Here is a 16,197-nt window from a genome sequence, read left to right as displayed (position 1 = left end):
CGGCGCGGCGGCAAATCCGATCGCATGGCAGCTCCGCAGCTAAAGCGCGACGAGATTAGGATGAATCGTCATCGCGCTTTAGGCTGTTGTTTGAGCATGATCTTTCGGAACCGCTGCGCACTTTGCGCTAACATGGCCCTTCGGGTCCGGATCAAGCTTTAGGCGCGGTGCCGTTCCACGATCGCGTCGGTGGCCACACCACCCCAGGTGTGGATTGCCGGCAGGCCCATCGCGGTCTTGCCGAGATTGGCGAGGCTGATGCGCAGGGCCGCCAGATCCAGCGGCTTCGGCAGGCTCTGGAGCTCGATCCCGACGGAACGGGCGAAGCTGCGGGCGGCACTGCGGCGCTTGCCGTCCATGCCGCTGATGACGATCACGGCGCCGGCGAATTTCGCCTCCTTCATCTCGCGCAGCACGTCGATGCCGTCGCCATCCTCCAGCACGAGATCGAGCGTCACGCAGTCGAAGCGCGCGGCGCGGAGCTTCTCGATCGCTTCCGCCACCGAGGGCGCCACGGTGACTTCGTGGCCGGCCTGCTTGGCGGCAACCGTGATCAGGCTGCGCTGCGTGGCGTCGTCATCGACCACCAGGAGCTGAAGCGCACGCCGCTCGGCGACGTCGGGCAGGTTTGACGAGATGGGGGAAAGAGAGCTTCTGGGCATTGCCGGTATTCCTGAGATTGAGACCAGCAATGGTTACACGGCTCGCGCTTAGACGACGTAAAGCGGCTACGGCAAATTGGTTCTGATGTTTCAGCAAATATAAAGCAACGTGGCGGAAAGTGCGGCGGCAGCCACGCGCCGATCAGGCCGCGGCGTCATGGCCGCCGGTCGCGCCGCGCTTCTTCCGGTTCTTGCCGCGCAGGAATTGGATATCCATCTCGGCGCCGTTGACCCGTACCAGCTCGCAGCGGCGGTAGGCGAGGCCGGTTGAGGACAGCAGCAGAAAGAACTCTTTCAGGTTCAGCCCCTGGATCGAGCCTTCCACCGTGAGGATGGCGTCGGTGTCGGAGATCGCGTTGAGCTTGCAGTCGCGCCGCCAGGTGCCGTCGATCGCCATGATGCAGACATCATAGCCGCGGCTGAACGTTACGCGCTCCGCACCTTTTCCATCCTCGGCCATGCTTACCGTCCTGCCATCACCGCCAGGCGCGGGGCCACGCCCGTGAGAGCCGGCTTGGCTGCTGCCGCGCGCGGATCGTTCGGCTTGTAGAGGCCGCGCCGCTCCGCAATCGGCCTGAACGTGTCGGTCAATCCGACCACGGTCTCGGCCGCACCCAGCACCAGGAAGCCGTCGGGCTCGATCTGGCGCGCCAGGCGATTGAAGATGTTGATCTTGGTGTCCTGGTCGAAATAGATCAGCACGTTGCGGCAAAAGATCACGTCGAAGGTGCCGAGCTGGGCAAAATCGTGCAGCAAATTGAGCTGCCGATGCTGGATCATCGCCCGCAATTCGGGATTGATCTGCCAGGTCTCGCCGGTCTGCTTGAAATATTTGACCAGCATCTGGATCGGCAGGCCACGCTGCACCTCGAACTGGCTGTAGACGCCGGCCTTGGCCTTTTCCAGCACCTCCTGCGACAGGTCGGTCGCGATGATCTCGATGCGCCAGCCGGTGAGGGCCGCGCCCATCTCCTTCAGGCACATCGCCAGCGAATAGGGCTCCTGCCCGGTCGAGCCGGCGGCGCACCAGATGCGCACGCTGCGGCGGCCGGCGCGCGCCTTGATGATCTCGGGCATGATCGTGTCGCGGAAATGTTCGAACGGCACCTTGTCGCGAAAGAAGAAGGTCTCGTTGGTGGTCATTGCTTCGACCACGTCGGTGATCAGCGGGCGCGAGCCGGCCTGCAGCTTCTGCACAAGCTCGGCGATGCCGGAGAGCCCGGTCTTGCGGGCGAGCGGCAGCAGGCGGCTTTCGATCAGATATTGCTTGTCTGCGGACAGGTCGAGACCGGAATTATCCTTTAGGAACTTGCGCAGATACTCGTACTCGGTCGGGGTCACGGATGGCCTCTTCGAAACTGTACTGGAACACTCTGGCCCAAACACTTTGGGCCAGACACACTCAGACCATGGTTTGTCCGACCGGGATCAACCCAACTTCAGCGAATTTGTCGGCGATAATGTCCTTGTCGAAGGGCTTCATGATGTACTCGTTGGCGCCGCCGCTGAGCGCCTGGGCGATATGAGCCACGTTGTTCTCGGTGGTGCAGAACACCACCTTGGGCTGGTCGCCGCCGGGCAGGCGACGCATATGGCCCATGAATTCGAAGCCGTCCATCACGGGCATGTTCCAGTCGAGCAGCACCGCATCGGGCAGCTTGCGCTGGCAGATTTCGAGCGCCTTCGAGCCGTCCTCGGCCTCGGTGACCTCGAACTCCAGGCCTTCCAGGATCCGGCGCGCGATCTTGCGCACGACGCTGGAATCATCGACCACCAAACACGTTTTCATTTTGGTTCTCCGGTTTCGATGTTTCGGTTGGCTCACGCAGCCATTTGCACTTTGGTTTCGAGCTCGAGGACGCGATCGACGTCGAGCACGACCATGAGCTGACCGTCGAGGCGGTGGACGCCGCCGGCGAGCTTGGCCATGCGCGGATCGAGGTTGACGGGGTTTTCCTCCTTGCCGTCCTCGGGCAGGCGCAGCACCTCGCCGATCTGGTCGATCAAGAGGCCATAGGATTCACCGCGCAGGTCGACGCCGACCGCCATCGGCACCTTGCCGTCTTCGGCCTTGGGCAGGCCGAGCCGGGCGCGCATGTCGACCACGGTGACGATGCGGCCGCGCAGGTTCAGGACGCCGGCGATCTCGCGCGAGGACAGCGGCACGCGGGTGACGCGCTCGGGCATGAACACGTCCTGGACGCGGGAGATCGGCAGGCCGAACAGCTGGCCGCCGATCATCGCGGTGACGTATTCGACCATGGCGCCCTCGCTGGACTGGGTCTTGCGGCTCATCGCTTGTCTCCTGATCCCTGCGCTTGTTTGAGCATGATCTTGTCGGAAAACCGCTTCACACTTTTCCGGATCATGCTTTAAGCCGCTGCCCGGCTCAGCTCGGAGGCGCCGGCGGCGCCCGCGGTCTGCTCCTTCAGCGCCGCGATCAGACCGGGACGGTCGAACTTGGCGACATAGTCGTGGAAGCCGGCCTGACGGCCGCGCTCGATCGCCGCCGGCGACACCAGCGCGGAGAGGCCGATGATCGGCATCGACCCCAGATTGTTGTCGGAGCGGATCAGTTCGGCGAACTCGAACCCGTTCATGTCGGGCATCTCGATGTCGGTCAGGACCACGTCAAAGCTCTGCGCGCGCAGCGCAGCGAGGCCCTCCTGCGCGGTCGGCGCGGTGCGGACGCGGTAGCCGGCCGCTTTCAGCACCGGCGCCAGCATGTTGCGGAAGAAGGCGCTGTCGTCGACCAAGAGCACCGACTGCGAGTGCAGCGACGGCTTCATCTCCTTGCGGGTGAACCAGTCGGCGAACGCCATCGGCAGGAAGTGGCCGACGTCGATCACCTCGGTGGCCTGGCCCTTGATCACGGCCGAGCCCAGAATGCCCGAACCGGAGCCGCCGACCTCGATGTTGAGCCGCTCCTCGACGATGTCGATGATCTCGTCGACGACGAGGCCCATGGAGCGGCCGTCATCGGCGAACACCAGGATCGGCTGGGCGCCCTGGCTCGCGATGGTGACGCCCTCCATCGCGACCAGCGGCATCAGCTGCTCGCGGTACTGCACCATGTAGCGGCCGTTACTGAACTCGATCTTGTCGGCCGGCAGCTCCTCGAGGCGGGTGACGAGGCCGAGCGGGACCGCCTTGGGCTGGGACGAGCCGGCGCGGAACACCAGCAGCGAGGTGGTCTGCTCGCCGCTGCCGATGTGATGCGCCGCATTCTCGTCGGCCATGTCATGGGCCGAGGAGCCGGCGGCGCCGAGCGCCTTGGCAATGCCGTTGGGGTCGATGATCATGATGACGGCGCCATCGCCCAAGATGGTGTTGCCGGAGAACATGTCGATGTGACGCAGCTTGGTCGACATCGGCTTGACCACGATCTCCTCGGTGTGGAACACGCCGTCGACGACGATGCCAAAGGTCTGGCTGCCGACCTGGGTCACCACGATAAAACCGTTCTCGGGATCGGACGCGGCGCCGTCGTCGATCTTCAAGAGCTTCTTCAGATGGATCAGCGGCAGCAGCTTGTTGCGCAGGCGCAGCACCGCGGTGTCCTTGATGCGCTCGATGCGGTGCTCGCTGTTGGCGCGGGCGCGCACCAGCTCGACCACCGAGAGCTGCGGGATGGCAAAGCGGTCGCCGGCGGCTTCGACGATCAGGGCCGAGACGATCGCGAGGGTCAGCGGGATCTTGATGGTGACCGAGCTTCCCTCGCCGGCCACGCTCTTGATGTCGATGGTGCCGCCGATCTGGTCGATATTGGTGCGGACCACGTCCATGCCGACGCCGCGGCCGGAGACCGAGGTGATGGCGGCCGCGGTGGAGAAGCCCGGCGCGAAGATGAACTTGTGGATCTGGGCCTCGCTCATCTTCTCGAGCTCAGCCTCGGTGACCAACCCTGAGGAGATCGCCTTGGCCTTGATCTTCTCGGTGTTGAGGCCGCGGCCGTTGTCGGCGATGCAGATGATGATGTGGCCGCCCTCGTGATAGGCGGACAGCCGAATGGTGCCCTGCTCGCCCTTGCCGGCCGCTAAGCGCTCGGCGGGGGTCTCCAGGCCATGATCGGCGGAGTTGCGCACCATGTGGGTGAGCGGGTCCTTGATCAGGTCGAGCACCTGGCGGTCGAGCTCGGTGTCGGCGCCGTGCATCTCCAGCTCGATCTGCTTGCCGAGTTCGGAGGAGAGATCGCGGACGATGCGGGGCAGCTTCTGCCAGGCATTGCCGATCGGCTGCATGCGCGTCTTCATGACGCCCTCCTGCAGCTCGGCGGTGACATTGGACAGCCGCTGCAGCGGCACCTTGAACTCGGTGTCCTCGTTGCGGCGGGAGATCTCCAACAGCTGGTTGCGGGTCAGCACCAGCTCGGAGACCATGGTCATCAGATGCTCCAGCGTGTCCACGTTGACGCGGATCGACTGGTTGGCGATGCGGTCGCCTTCGCCGGCACTTTCGTCGGCCATCGACTTCTTCGGCGCGGGCTTTTGCTTGGCGGCTTGCTTCGCGGCAGGCGCCGGGGCTTCAACCACCGGCGCGGGCTCGGCCTTGGCTTCAGCCTTGGCAACGGGCGCAGCAGGCACCGGCGCTTCGATCGCGGTCTCGCGGAAGGCGCGCTCGAGCTCGTCGAGCGAGACTTCGCCGGGACGCAACGGGCGCTCCAGCGTCTGTGCGATCAGCGTGCCCGTGGTCATCGCCTTGGTGGGCGCAGCGGCGGCCGGGGCTTCCGGCGCCAGCGGCGGCGCGTCGGCGACCGCAGCTGCGCCAGCCGCCATCGCGGCCATGCCCTGCTCGACCATCGCCTCCAGCTTGTCGATGAGGTCGCGGTCGTTGCCCTCCGGCTCGGCTTCGGTCGCCTCCAGGCCAGCCAAAATCTCCTTGATGCGGTCGATCGAGGACAGGATCACCGTCACCGCCTGCCCGGTCACCGGCATGCCGTCGCGGAATTTGCCCATCAGCGTCTCGCCGGCATGCGCCAGCGCTTCCAGCCGCGGCAGGCCGAGGAAGCCGCAGGTGCCCTTGATGGTGTGGACCAGGCGGAAGATGTTATCCAGGATCTTGGCGTTGTTCGGCTCCTGCTCGAACTTCACCAGCTGATTGTCGACGGTGTCCAGGCTCTCGCTGGTCTCCGTCAAAAACTCCCGCAACAGATCATCCATGAGGTACGCCTTACTGAGCTGGGCTTCGACGCGTTGCGCCGCGCTTGGTATCGACGGAAGCCCTCTTTTCGATCGTTAGACATCCCTTTTCACGGTCCCGTTAATTTCGGCCTCCGTGCTAATACGGATATTGAAGACAAGTTTGCCGTTCGGCTGCATGCGAGGACACGCTTCGGCAAAACCGGCACCGCGCCGCGACGGAGCGAGGAGTGAGGTAGACGCGTCGATCACGGCGCATGGCACGCGCGAGAAAATCCCGTTCGTGAAGGACGATAGGCGCGGCCTTGAGTGGAATTGAACGGACTCGGCCCGCGGTCGCGGGCGCTCTCGCGATAGTCGTTTCGTGCTGTGCCGAGCTCCGCGAAATTCACGTTTTCGGTAAACGAACCGTTACCTCGTCGCCAGTCCGGCTCGTGCTGCGCTAACCCAGCCGCGCTGCCGAGGCAATCTCGGCGTCGGGCCGATGCTCCGCCAGGCAATCGTTGATGGCGGCGAGCAGTGCGTGCGGCGTGAACGGCTTGCGCAGACAGCGTGCGGCGCCGAGCTCCAGCGCCATCCGGAGGAAATCGGGTGCGGGCGAATTCAGATTTGCGAAAGCGTAGCCCGACATCGCGATCAGCGGAATGGCGGGCGCCCGCTCGTGGAAGGTCCGGATCGATTCGAACCCGCGCATATGCGGCATGAGGATGTCGATGATCATCAGATCGAACTGATCGTGTGCGAGGGCCCGCAGTCCGGCTTCACCTCCCTCGGCGATCGTCACCCGAAAATTGTTGCGCTGGAGATGGATCTCGATGGCCATGCACACCATCGGGTCGTCGTCGACAACGAGAATATGGCGCAGACCTTCCCTCCCCGTTTGAGCTTCCCGTTTCGGCAATTCAATCATCGAGCCGTGGGACACGCCTTTCTCCTCTGGTTTCGATCGAGAAATGGATGGCCGCTAAGATGGTTGGCGGCGCCGGGAAAACGGAGACGATGGTCGCGAAATCTGCGGCCGCACGGCGCCATGGTTCGAAGCAATGCTGGATGGCTGAAAGCACTCGCGGACGAGACTGCGCGGGTCGACCGGCGTCCGATGGCAGCACGGATGCAATGCTTCCGGCTCATGAAGGCCCCCTTGCCGCTCTTTCCTGCGCAACCCTCGCAGAGAGGTGCACAACTCAAGAGCGAATCAGCGCGCCGCTCTTTATTTCCATTTCCGCCGCAAATGCCACAGGCTGTCTGCCCTGCAACGAGTATATGGACAGCGCCACAACCTATACAATATATTTTTGTCGCCGCGCAACTGCATGACGAACGTGGCGCGGCGCGAATGGATGTCAATGCACCCGGTGCCCCTTTATGACCGCAAGCGGCCACCCGCCCAACCAGTTGCTGCAAATGCTCGACGCGGCAGATTTCGATCTGCTGCGCTCTCATCTCGTAACGATTGAAATGGTCAGGGAGACTGTCTTGGGCCGGACATCTCGTCCCAATTGCCAATATATCCCGACGTGAACATGATGGAACTTACTCGCGCAAGAAGCGATTTCGCCGGTGGCGACTTTGCTGGTGCAAAAGGCGGGAGGCAGCTTTGGAAACGACGGGCCGCCCATCCAACGGTTTCCTATCCGCGCTGTCGGGAGACGATTATGAGCTGATCCGCCCGTACCTGCGCGCGATCGATCTGCCCCATGACGCGGTGCTGGTCGAGGCCGGCGAAACGCTCAAGCGCGCCTATTTTCCCCACCGCGGCGTGATCTCGCTCGTGGTGAAGCTCGCCAAGGGCGAGCATGTGCAGGTCGCGATGATCGGCCGCGACAGCCTGCTTGGAACACTCTCGACCATGGGCGATGCAAGCGCGCTGAACACGGCCGTCGTGCTGGTTCCCGGAGTCGCCTCGGTGATGGATCTCGACCGGCTGCGCGTCGCGGCCGACCAGAGCAGCAGCTTGCGGACCTTGCTCACGCGCCACGGTCTTGCGATTTACGCGCAGGTCCAGCAGACCGCGGGCTGCAACGCCGCCCATCCCGTGGAGTCGCGGCTGTCGCGCTGCCTGCTGCACACCCATGACCTGTCGGGCGACTACCGGCTGCTGCTGACCCAGGAGGCCATGGCACAGATGATCGGGGCGCGGCGCAACAGCGTGTCGCTGGTCGCCAACACCTTGCAGCAGGCCAATTTCATCCACTACAGCCGCGGACACATCCAGATCCTGAACCTGGACGGCCTGCGCCAGACCGCGTGCGAATGCTACGCCACCGTGAAGGCGCAATACGACCGGCTGCTCGGCCAGCGCTGACCCCGCCCGCGTGGTAAACGGACGGCTAATGCCGGCCCGCAAACACGAGCCGTCCTGCTTCCGGAACTGAAATCCAGATGCCGTAGACACGGCGGGCCTCGCACCGATACCGGCCCGCGCGGCATCGAATCGTGATCGAGCAGGCAAAGCCATGTTTGAATTGTCCGTCGCGCCGGCGCCGAAGCTGCTCGATTGCGCGCCCGCGCGCGACCCGAATGCTTATGCGGCGCTGGTACGTGAGATCGGCGAGGACGGAGCCCGCGAGGTGCGCGCCGTGTTCTGGAGCGAGACCGGCGCACGCCTGCAACTGTTCCGCACGCTCTCGCGCGAGCAGCACCAGGCCAGGATCGCGCGCGAAGCACATTCGTTGAAGAGTGCGGCCGGGACGTTCGGCTATGCGAGGCTCGCGGCGCTGGCACTGCGGCTGGAGAAGTCTGCGGAGACGCTTCACGACACCGAGCTCGGCGATCTCCTGGACCTGATGGACGACGCCTACGCCGCGGCGCGCGCGCAGGAGCCGGAATGCTAGAGCATGATCCGGAAAAGTGCGCAGCGGTTTTCCGAAAAGATCATGCTCAAACAACAACCTAAAGCGCGATGACGATTCATCCAAATCTCATCGCGCTTTAGAGCCATTTCGGTTGTCGAAAACGCTCTAACTATCCGCGCGTGTATTCCCGCCGTACTTCTACGGCTTGGGATTTTCACAGATGGCTAATCATAGCTGGCGATAGTCGCGGGAAACCAGGAGGGTTTCCATGTTCACCTACGAGACTGCGGACCAGAAGGAAGTCCGTCGCTTCCGCATCGCTCAGTTCAACGGCCGGATGGCGACGGTAAAGTCTGGCGAGTCGACGGTGACTGGCTTCGTGCGCTCGGTGCTCGAGCAGGAATCGAACATGCCTCCCCGCTGGACCATCACGATCATCCCGAACGCACCGAAGGACGAGCCCAAGCCGCTGCGGCCCGCATCACGCACGCGTCCCTTCGCCGAAGACTATTTCTGAGCGGGATCAGCGCCGCCGGCCGGGCGGAATGCAATCAATCTCAATCGATCGAGTGCAGCAGCGCCGCACGGACGAGGTCTGCGGTGTTGCGCGCACCTAGCTTGCGCATCGCCTCGGCGCGGTGGCTTTCGAACGTGCGCGGACTGATCTGCATCCGAAGCGCGCCCTGCTTGTTCGAATAGCCTTCACTGATCAGCCTCAGCACCTCGCGCTCGCGCTTGGTCAGCCGCTTCTGGCCGGACAGGCCAATCAATTCGGCGCGGGGCACGCGCTGCGGCAGCGGCACGCGGGGGGGCCGCGCTTCGGCGTCCCCGGTCCCGGATGGGATCGGCAGGCCGCCCTTGTGAGGGCCGGCAAGCTGCTTGACGAGGCCGCAAACGCGCTCGGTCTGCGCCAGCGCATTCTCCACCACGCGCTGCAAATAGGCGCGGTCGCCGGTGACGGGCGCGAGCTGATCGCTGTGGTGCTTGATCTCGCCCATGTAGAGCAGGAGCGCCGTCAGGGGGCCGTTGAGCTCGCGGGCAATGGCGGCGGCCATTTCGTCGGCGGCCTTGGCACGGGCGGCGTTCAGGCGGACGAAATCGGGCTCTTCAGCTGGAGCAGCGCTGCTTTCGTACCATTCCGACGGCCGCGAATCAGTGGCCGTATCATTCTGTGACGCCATGTCACTCGTTTAGCGGAACGGGACCCGGTCTGTGGTTAACTTTTTGCTCCGTAAGATTACGGTGATTTCGGCAGTTTTGCGCTAAATCCGCGGCATCGGCACAATTTATGCTTGCGTGGGGCCAGTTCCCGGGCGCGTAGAGGTTGAGATTCCGGCTCAGATCCTGAGCAAGCGGGCGAAAACCCTCAAAGGCTGCCTCCGATCATCCCCGCCCCCCGGATTTTACGGATTAATTAACGGCGACTTGCTTCTCTAGGGAGATTGAGAGCGCGCAAATGCCTCCACGCATTGGGCCCGCATGCCTGCGGGAAACGCTGCGAAAGATTGCGTGCCATGAATGAGATCGATCGGCTTTCGGAATTCTTGCAGAGGCTGACGCCGCTGTCGCGCAGCTGTCTGCTCAGCGAACTCGAGCGGCTCGAGCTGTGCGGCATCGACATGCCGGGCTCGGCCGACATCCAGTCGCGCTTGCGCGCCGAGTTTCGCAAGGACGGATCGACCCAGGCGCGCGCCACCAGCCCCTCGCGCTATTTCTTCGCACCGCTCGAGCTGCTTCTGATCGACGGCGCGCCCGAGCACGCCAATGCGGGGCGGATCTCGCGCAACACGCTCACCCCTATCTGGGAATGGATCTGCCGCGACCTGCTGCCGACCATGGCACGCGACTACATCAAGGCTATCAACGACCAGGTCGCCGCCAACAATCCGAAGGAAGTGCAAAAGATCGCGTCGACCTTCCAGACCAAGGTCCTCAAGGTCCTCGAGAGCACCCTGGCGTCGGCGGATAGCACCGAGCTCGCACGCGCCAAGCTCGCGCAGTACACGGCATCGCGCACCGCCTTCGACGACGTGATGAAGATGCTCGACGTGCTGCGCGCCGGCGACGCGCTGCCGAAGTTCAACGAAAAACTGCCCGAGCAGATCGCGAAGTTCGATGACAACCAGGTGGCCCAGATCACCTCGCAACTCGACGGCTTCAGGAAGTCCCATCCCCGCGCGCTGCCCTTCGCATTGGCACTGGTGGCAAGGCGCCTGAAGACGCCCTGGCAATTGGTGCGCCTCGCCACCAAGGCCGCCGCAACCAAGAGCGCCGCCGACGTCGCCGCCGCGCCCTATGCCTGTGTCGTTCCCATGGTGCTCGACCGGCTCGACGACAAGCGCCTCGCTCTTCGGGTCGCGCTCCGGCACAACCGCGTGCTGGTCGCCCGCGACCTGCTCGCCGAGATCTACGACATCGAATATGCGCTCAAGGTCCGCATCGACGACATCGAACATTGCGAGTGGGGCATCCGCCTCCAGCAGTTGATGGACGCGATCGCGGCACTGGTGTCCGCCGAGGTCAGCCGCTTCCCCGCCAATGTCGGCCACATTCTCGGATCGCGCCGCCTGCGCAGCCACGACACGCTCGGCGGCAAGTTGACCTATCTCGCCTGGAAGGGACGCGACGCGATGCAGGACGGCGCGGCGGCGTTTCGCAAATTGATCGGGCAGACCTGATATCGCGCAGTCATCAAAGCGCGAGGGGCCTTCGCGTTATCGGTGAGTGATCATGCCCTAAAGCGCGATGAGATCGAATTGAATCGTCATCGCGCTTTAGGTCTTTGTTTGAGCATGATCTTTTCGGAAAACTGCTTCACACTTTTCCGGATCATGCCCTAATGCGCGCGCGGCAGACACAGGAAGCGATCGAGAAATCGCCCCGACAGCACGAATCTGAACCACCAATACATCATTCGCCGCATCGTCATTGCTGCATCCTCGACAGCCCACCACCGGATGCGCGGAGCAATAGCGCAGGCGCAGCAGTGCGCATGTGATGTGTTTCACATTTGCGCCGACAGGCGCGGACGCATCGTCGCATAACTGTCACGAGCGCAGATGGAACATGCCCGCATCGCGCGAAAATGAGTTCCGCGGCCGTAGCTGTCGCTCCTATCCTCCGATGCTGCGAAGGAACAAGCCGCAGGAGGTCGCGATGAGATCGAACCGACGGACCCTGACGATGGTGATGTTGCTCGTGAGTGCGCTCGCGCTCACATCGACGACGATGGCGCAGACGACGACGCCGCAAGGCAATGCTGCGCCGACCGCCGACAACGCGGTGCTGCTGACCGTCTTCTTCAAACACGATCAATCCCGGCCGCTGCACGAGCTGAATGCGCAACTCGAGACGCAGGGCTTCTACAAGGCGTTTCCGCCGGCCGGCGTCGAGGTCGTGAGCTGGTATGTGATGATGGGCATTGGCCAAGTGATCACGCTGCGCCTGCCGGCGTCGCGGCTGCGCGAGGTCAACCGCGTCATCGAGGACACGGCATGGGGATCTTATCGCACCGAATTCTATCCGACCTATGACTACAAGGCGGTCGGCGTGGCACAACACGAAAAAGCCGCCGGAAATTAATTCTCCAATCGTCCTGTCATTGGAGCGAAGGGCCACGCAACCGCATCACTCGATGCCTGGCGTCGGCAAGCCGCACGTTCATCGATCGCGCGGGAGAAATTCCGCATGCGCTGGCAGCCGTTGCGCGTGCGGTGCCGGAGTATGCGAATTCTTTTCGAAGAATCTGTCGACAAATTAGCTCTAATTGCAGGGCTTAACGTTACTCAAATAATTCAACAGCGACGTGACGCTCTCCTTATTTGAACCCACGCTCCGCGTTTAAGAAACCGTCACGGAACGGGAGTGGTGTTGATGAACGATGGGATTGTTGAACTCGTCGGACGAAGGCCTGTAACCTTCGGACGGCGAAAGGTGACGCCGCGCGCCTGCGTGGCCGACAGCAAGCGTCACTTGCGCGCCTTCCTCAGCGAAGTGCTCGAGGATCTTGGCTTCGTTACCTGCGAATGCGCCAGCGCGGACGAGCTGCAAACCGTGCTCGCCACCGAATTGCCGGATCTGATCCTGCTCGGTGTCGCCACCGACGGCATCGAGCCGGGGAGATTCCTCGAGGTCTTGGTGCGTGAGGGCTTCGCCGGGAAGGTTCTGGCGGTCGGCGCCCGCGAATCGATCGTCGTCAGGGCCGTGCGGCAGGTCGGCGAGGAATATGGCCTTGCGATGCTGCCGCCGCTGACCACGCCCTTTGCCGCGGAGACGCTGCGCGAGCGCGTCGCGATGCTGCTGCCGGAGGAGCCGGCGCCGAGCCCGGCCGTGCATGTCGGCGAGGCCTTGCATGCCGGCTGGCTGGAGCTCTGGTACCAGCCCAAGATCGACGCGCGCACGCTGATCCGCAGCGGCGCCGAGGCGCTGGTGCGAATGCGCCATCCGACCTGGGGCGTCGTGCCGCCGGCCTATTTCATTCCCGAGGAGCATGATCCGCATCTGCGTGATCTCTCGGAATTCGTGATCGAGCGCGCCATGCAGGACTGGCACTATCTGCTGGAGCAGCAGAGCCCGGTCGATCTCTCGATCAACCTACCAGCGTCCTATCTGAAGGCGCCGCAGGCGGTGCGCGATCTCTGTCGCCGCGTGCCGACGCATCCGGCCTTCGGCGGGCTGACCATCGAGATCGACAGCGAAGAAGCGACCCGCGATCTCGATCTCCTGACCGAGGTCGCACGCGAGGTGGGGTTGCACAATATTGGCCTCGCGATCGACAATCTCGGCGCCAACTGGCCGGCGCTGATGGGCCTGGACAAGATTCCCTTCGTCATGATGAAGGCCGACCGGCACTTCGTCACCGGCAGCGGCAGTGACCGGCTGAAGCGCACGGTGTGCCGTCACATCGTCGAGCTGGCGCAAGGCTACGGCGCGCGCGTGGTCGCCGAGGGCGTCGAGAGCCGCGCCGACCTCGTCGGCGCGAACGAGCTCGGCTTCGATCTCGTGCAGGGCTTTCTGTTCGGCAAGCCGATGCCGCTGAAGAAATTCGCCCGCTCGACGCTGACGAAAACCGTGATGGAGTGAGCTCGTTCGCGGCTCGTACGTCGCTGGGCGCGCGCGGGAATCATTGATCTCGCGCGCGTTCGCCGGGCCTGCTTGGGCAGTCCGTGCACTCGCGCTCTTGCCGTGCCGAAGGCAGGACTAGCCGGCCATCATCACGCAAACCGCCGCGCGAAAAAGACGCAGACGACCACGAGCGCGGTCGCGGCGATCATGCTCCAGGCAACCGACTCGTGCAGCAACAGGCCGGCAAGCGCCAGGCCAAAGAATGGCTGGAGCTGTTGCAACTGGCCGACACGCGCAATGCCGCCGAGCGCAAGCCCGCGATACCAGAAGATGAAGCCGACGAACATGCTGAAGATCGAGACGTAGGCGAGCCCGATCCAGGCGGGGGCGCTGACGCCGCTCCATGTCGGCGGCCACGTCCAAATCGCGACGGGCACCATCAGCGGCAGCGCGAGCAGTAGCGCCCAGGAGATCACCTGCCAGCCGCCGAGGCGGCGCGACAACGCGGCGCCTTCGGCATAGCCGAGACCGCATAAGACGATCGCGGCCACCATCAGGAGATCGCCGGTGAGCGAGGCTGAGCCGTCATTCGACAGAGCAAAGCCCGCGACGGTGGCACTGCCGAGGACGGCGAACAGCCAGAACAACGGCTGCGGCCGCTCGCCGCCGCGCAAGACGCCGAAGATCGCGGTCGATAGCGGCAAGAGGCCGATGAAGACGATCGAATGCGCCGAGGTGATGTGCTGGAGCGCGAGCGCGGTCAGCAAGGGAAAGCCGACCACGACACCGATGGTGACGATGGCGAGTGAGGCGAGATCGTGCTTCGCCGGCCGTGCCTGACGGAGCAAGCCGAGCATGGCAAGTCCGATCAACGCCGCAATGACCGCGCGCGTGGATGTCAGGAATAGCGCGGAGAAACCGCCGACCGCCACCCGCGTCGCCGGCAGCGAGCCACTGAAGATGATGACGCCGAGGAGACCGTGGCCCCAGCCGGTGGCTGAAGAGTGCATTCCTGTCTCGCTTTTTGGAGCGCGATGCTTGGCCATCGCCAGTGACAAGACCAGCGACAGTTCAGTACAATCTGGCAAAACTGTATGGATATGGAAGGCGATACACTTGGACAGCGAGGCATCAGCGAGAGGGCGCAACGGAACGCGGACCGCAGGCGTGATGAGTGCCATCCGCGCCAAGGTCGCGGGCCGCGCGCTCGGTGCCGGCGACCGCTTGCCATCGATCCGCAGCCTTGCGGCGACGCTGGGGGTTTCGCCTTCCACCATCGTCGAGGCCTATGACCGCCTGGCCGCGGAAGGGCTGATTCGTGCCCGTCGCGGCTCGGGCTTCTATGTCTCGCCGACGATCATGCCGCCGCTCGCACTGACCGAGGCCGAGCCGCGCCGCGACCGGGAGGTCGATCCATTCTGGGTTTCGCGGCAATCGCTTGATGCGGACACGACCGCGCTGAAGCCCGGCTGCGGCTGGCTGCCGCCGGAGTGGATGCCGGAGGCGGCGCTGCGACGCGCTATCCGCGCGCTCGCGCGGACCCATGCGACTCTATTGGCGGACTACGGCGGCACGCGCGGTTCGCCGGCACTGCGCCGGCTGCTGCTTACGCGTCTTGCGGAAGATGCGATCGAGGTGTCGGTCGACCAGCTCATGCTCACGGGCTCGGGCACGCAAAGTGCCGATCTCGTCTGCCGCTTCCTGCTCCGTCCCGGCGACACCGTGCTGGTCGATGATCCCTGCTACTTTAATTTTCGCGCCTTGCTGCGGGCGCACCAGGCGAAGATCGTCGGCGTGCCCTACACGCCATCGGGTCCGGACGTCGCAAGCTTCGAGCAGGTCCTCGCCAGCGAACGGCCGCGGCTCTACATCACCAATTCAGCGCTGCACAACCCGACCGGCGCGACGTTGTCGCTTCCGACTGCGCACCGTCTGCTGAGCGCGGCCGCCGCGCACGACGTCACCATCGTCGAGGACGATATTTTCGGCGACTTCGAGCCGGAGCGCTCGCCGCGCCTTGCCGCGCTCGACGGTCTCGCCCGCGTGATCCGCATCGGCAGCTTCTCCAAGACGCTATCGGCCTCGGTGCGCTGCGGCTATATCGCCGCGCGCGCCGACTGGATCGAGCATCTCGTCGATCTCCAGGTCGCAACCAGCTTCGGCGGCTCAAGCCCGGTCGCGACCGAGATCATCGCAAAGGTGCTGGCCGGCGGCAGCTATCGCAAGCACATGGACGAGCTCAGGCAACGGCTCATGCGCGCCCGGCGTGACGTCGCGCGAAAACTTCAGGCGCTCGGCATCGAGCCGTGGCTGACGCCGCGCGGCGGCTTCTTCCTCTGGTGCCGTCTTCCCGATGGACGGGATGCCACGGCCGTCGCGCGCGCGGCTCTCGAAGAGGACGTGGTGCTGGCACCGGGCAACGTGTTCAGCGTGTCACAGACGGCATCGAACTTCATGCGGTTCAACGTGGCGCAGATGGGCGATCCCAGGATGTGGGATGTGCTGCGGCGGGCGTTGAAGGCGGGCACCGAACGATAG

At 64.1% G+C, this 16,197-nt stretch carries 16 protein-coding genes; 7 read left to right on the top strand and 9 right to left on the bottom strand.

Translation table 11 applies throughout. The features are described 5' to 3' along the window. Positions 1-158 precede the first annotated feature (158 nt). From ACR9YP_RS06520 to ACR9YP_RS06490, 7 genes are all read right to left on the bottom strand, one after another. Positions 159-662: a response regulator gene (locus ACR9YP_RS06520; RefSeq protein ID WP_128930701.1), complete on the bottom strand. Its 504-nt coding sequence runs from the start codon at positions 660-662 to the stop codon at positions 159-161. A gap of 142 nt (positions 663-804) precedes the next feature. Next, the gene (locus ACR9YP_RS06515) at positions 805-1,122 is read right to left on the bottom strand and encodes a pilus assembly protein PilZ (RefSeq protein WP_091897861.1); all 318 of its coding nucleotides are present in this window, start codon (positions 1,120-1,122) and stop codon (positions 805-807) included. A 2-nt stretch (positions 1,123-1,124) separates the two neighbouring features. Continuing rightward, on the bottom strand, positions 1,125-2,003 hold the full coding sequence (locus ACR9YP_RS06510; RefSeq protein WP_438103566.1) for a CheR family methyltransferase: 879 nt from the start codon (positions 2,001-2,003) through the stop codon (positions 1,125-1,127). 61 nt (positions 2,004-2,064) lie between these two features. After that, complete coding sequence (locus tag ACR9YP_RS06505; RefSeq protein ID WP_091897857.1) at positions 2,065-2,451, bottom strand: response regulator; 387 nt, start codon at positions 2,449-2,451, stop codon at positions 2,065-2,067. Positions 2,452-2,483: 32 nt separating this feature from the next. Continuing rightward, the gene (locus ACR9YP_RS06500) at positions 2,484-2,957 is read right to left on the bottom strand and encodes a chemotaxis protein CheW (protein ID WP_474219234.1); all 474 of its coding nucleotides are present in this window, start codon (positions 2,955-2,957) and stop codon (positions 2,484-2,486) included. A gap of 77 nt (positions 2,958-3,034) precedes the next feature. Next, positions 3,035-5,821 carry a hybrid sensor histidine kinase/response regulator gene (locus ACR9YP_RS06495; protein ID WP_438103568.1) on the bottom strand — a complete coding sequence of 929 codons (2,787 nt, stop codon included), beginning with the start codon at positions 5,819-5,821 and terminating at the stop codon, positions 3,035-3,037. A gap of 421 nt (positions 5,822-6,242) precedes the next feature. Next, positions 6,243-6,725: a response regulator gene (locus ACR9YP_RS06490; RefSeq protein ID WP_438103569.1), complete on the bottom strand. Its 483-nt coding sequence runs from the start codon at positions 6,723-6,725 to the stop codon at positions 6,243-6,245. 672 nt (positions 6,726-7,397) lie between these two features. Between ACR9YP_RS06490 and ACR9YP_RS06485 the strand changes: the two genes are divergently transcribed. From ACR9YP_RS06485 to ACR9YP_RS06475, 3 genes are all read left to right on the top strand, one after another. Then, positions 7,398-8,105, top strand: coding sequence for a Crp/Fnr family transcriptional regulator (locus ACR9YP_RS06485; protein ID WP_370990204.1), 708 nt, complete (start codon positions 7,398-7,400; stop codon positions 8,103-8,105). A gap of 151 nt (positions 8,106-8,256) precedes the next feature. Beyond that, positions 8,257-8,634 (top strand): Hpt domain-containing protein, encoded by a 378-nt coding sequence (locus ACR9YP_RS06480; RefSeq protein WP_438103570.1) that lies wholly within the window; start codon positions 8,257-8,259, stop codon positions 8,632-8,634. Positions 8,635-8,863: 229 nt separating this feature from the next. After that, positions 8,864-9,112, top strand: coding sequence for a hypothetical protein (locus ACR9YP_RS06475; RefSeq protein WP_474219232.1), 249 nt, complete (start codon positions 8,864-8,866; stop codon positions 9,110-9,112). A gap of 40 nt (positions 9,113-9,152) precedes the next feature. Here the strand turns inward: ACR9YP_RS06475 and ACR9YP_RS06470 are convergent, their stop codons facing one another. After that, the gene (locus ACR9YP_RS06470; protein WP_438103571.1) at positions 9,153-9,776 is read right to left on the bottom strand and encodes a helix-turn-helix transcriptional regulator; all 624 of its coding nucleotides are present in this window, start codon (positions 9,774-9,776) and stop codon (positions 9,153-9,155) included. A 333-nt stretch (positions 9,777-10,109) separates the two neighbouring features. Here ACR9YP_RS06470 and ACR9YP_RS06465 point away from each other — a divergent pair, with 333 nt between their 5' ends. The 3 genes from ACR9YP_RS06465 to ACR9YP_RS06455 all read left to right on the top strand — a co-directional run bounded on the left by ACR9YP_RS06465 (position 10,110) and on the right by ACR9YP_RS06455 (position 13,677). Further along, positions 10,110-11,273 carry a hypothetical protein gene (locus tag ACR9YP_RS06465; protein ID WP_438103572.1) on the top strand — a complete coding sequence of 388 codons (1,164 nt, stop codon included), beginning with the start codon at positions 10,110-10,112 and terminating at the stop codon, positions 11,271-11,273. Positions 11,274-11,751: 478 nt separating this feature from the next. Next, positions 11,752-12,177 (top strand): hypothetical protein, encoded by a 426-nt coding sequence (locus ACR9YP_RS06460; protein ID WP_438103573.1) that lies wholly within the window; start codon positions 11,752-11,754, stop codon positions 12,175-12,177. A gap of 291 nt (positions 12,178-12,468) precedes the next feature. After that, positions 12,469-13,677, top strand: coding sequence for an EAL domain-containing response regulator (locus ACR9YP_RS06455; RefSeq protein ID WP_128942469.1), 1,209 nt, complete (start codon positions 12,469-12,471; stop codon positions 13,675-13,677). Positions 13,678-13,808: 131 nt separating this feature from the next. On the opposite strand, the gene ACR9YP_RS06450 is transcribed toward ACR9YP_RS06455, so the two are convergent. Beyond that, the gene (locus ACR9YP_RS06450; protein ID WP_474219231.1) at positions 13,809-14,669 is read right to left on the bottom strand and encodes a DMT family transporter; all 861 of its coding nucleotides are present in this window, start codon (positions 14,667-14,669) and stop codon (positions 13,809-13,811) included. 160 nt (positions 14,670-14,829) lie between these two features. On the opposite strand from ACR9YP_RS06450, the gene ACR9YP_RS06445 reads away from it, so the two are divergent. Beyond that, entirely contained in the window at positions 14,830-16,197 is a 1,368-nt protein-coding gene (locus tag ACR9YP_RS06445; protein WP_438103574.1) for an aminotransferase-like domain-containing protein, read from the top strand.

It is taken from the genome of Bradyrhizobium sp. BR14999, from assembly GCF_056106085.1.
The sequence above is the reverse complement of the archived record's forward strand: the minus strand, read 5'-3'. Positions and strand labels throughout refer to the sequence as shown.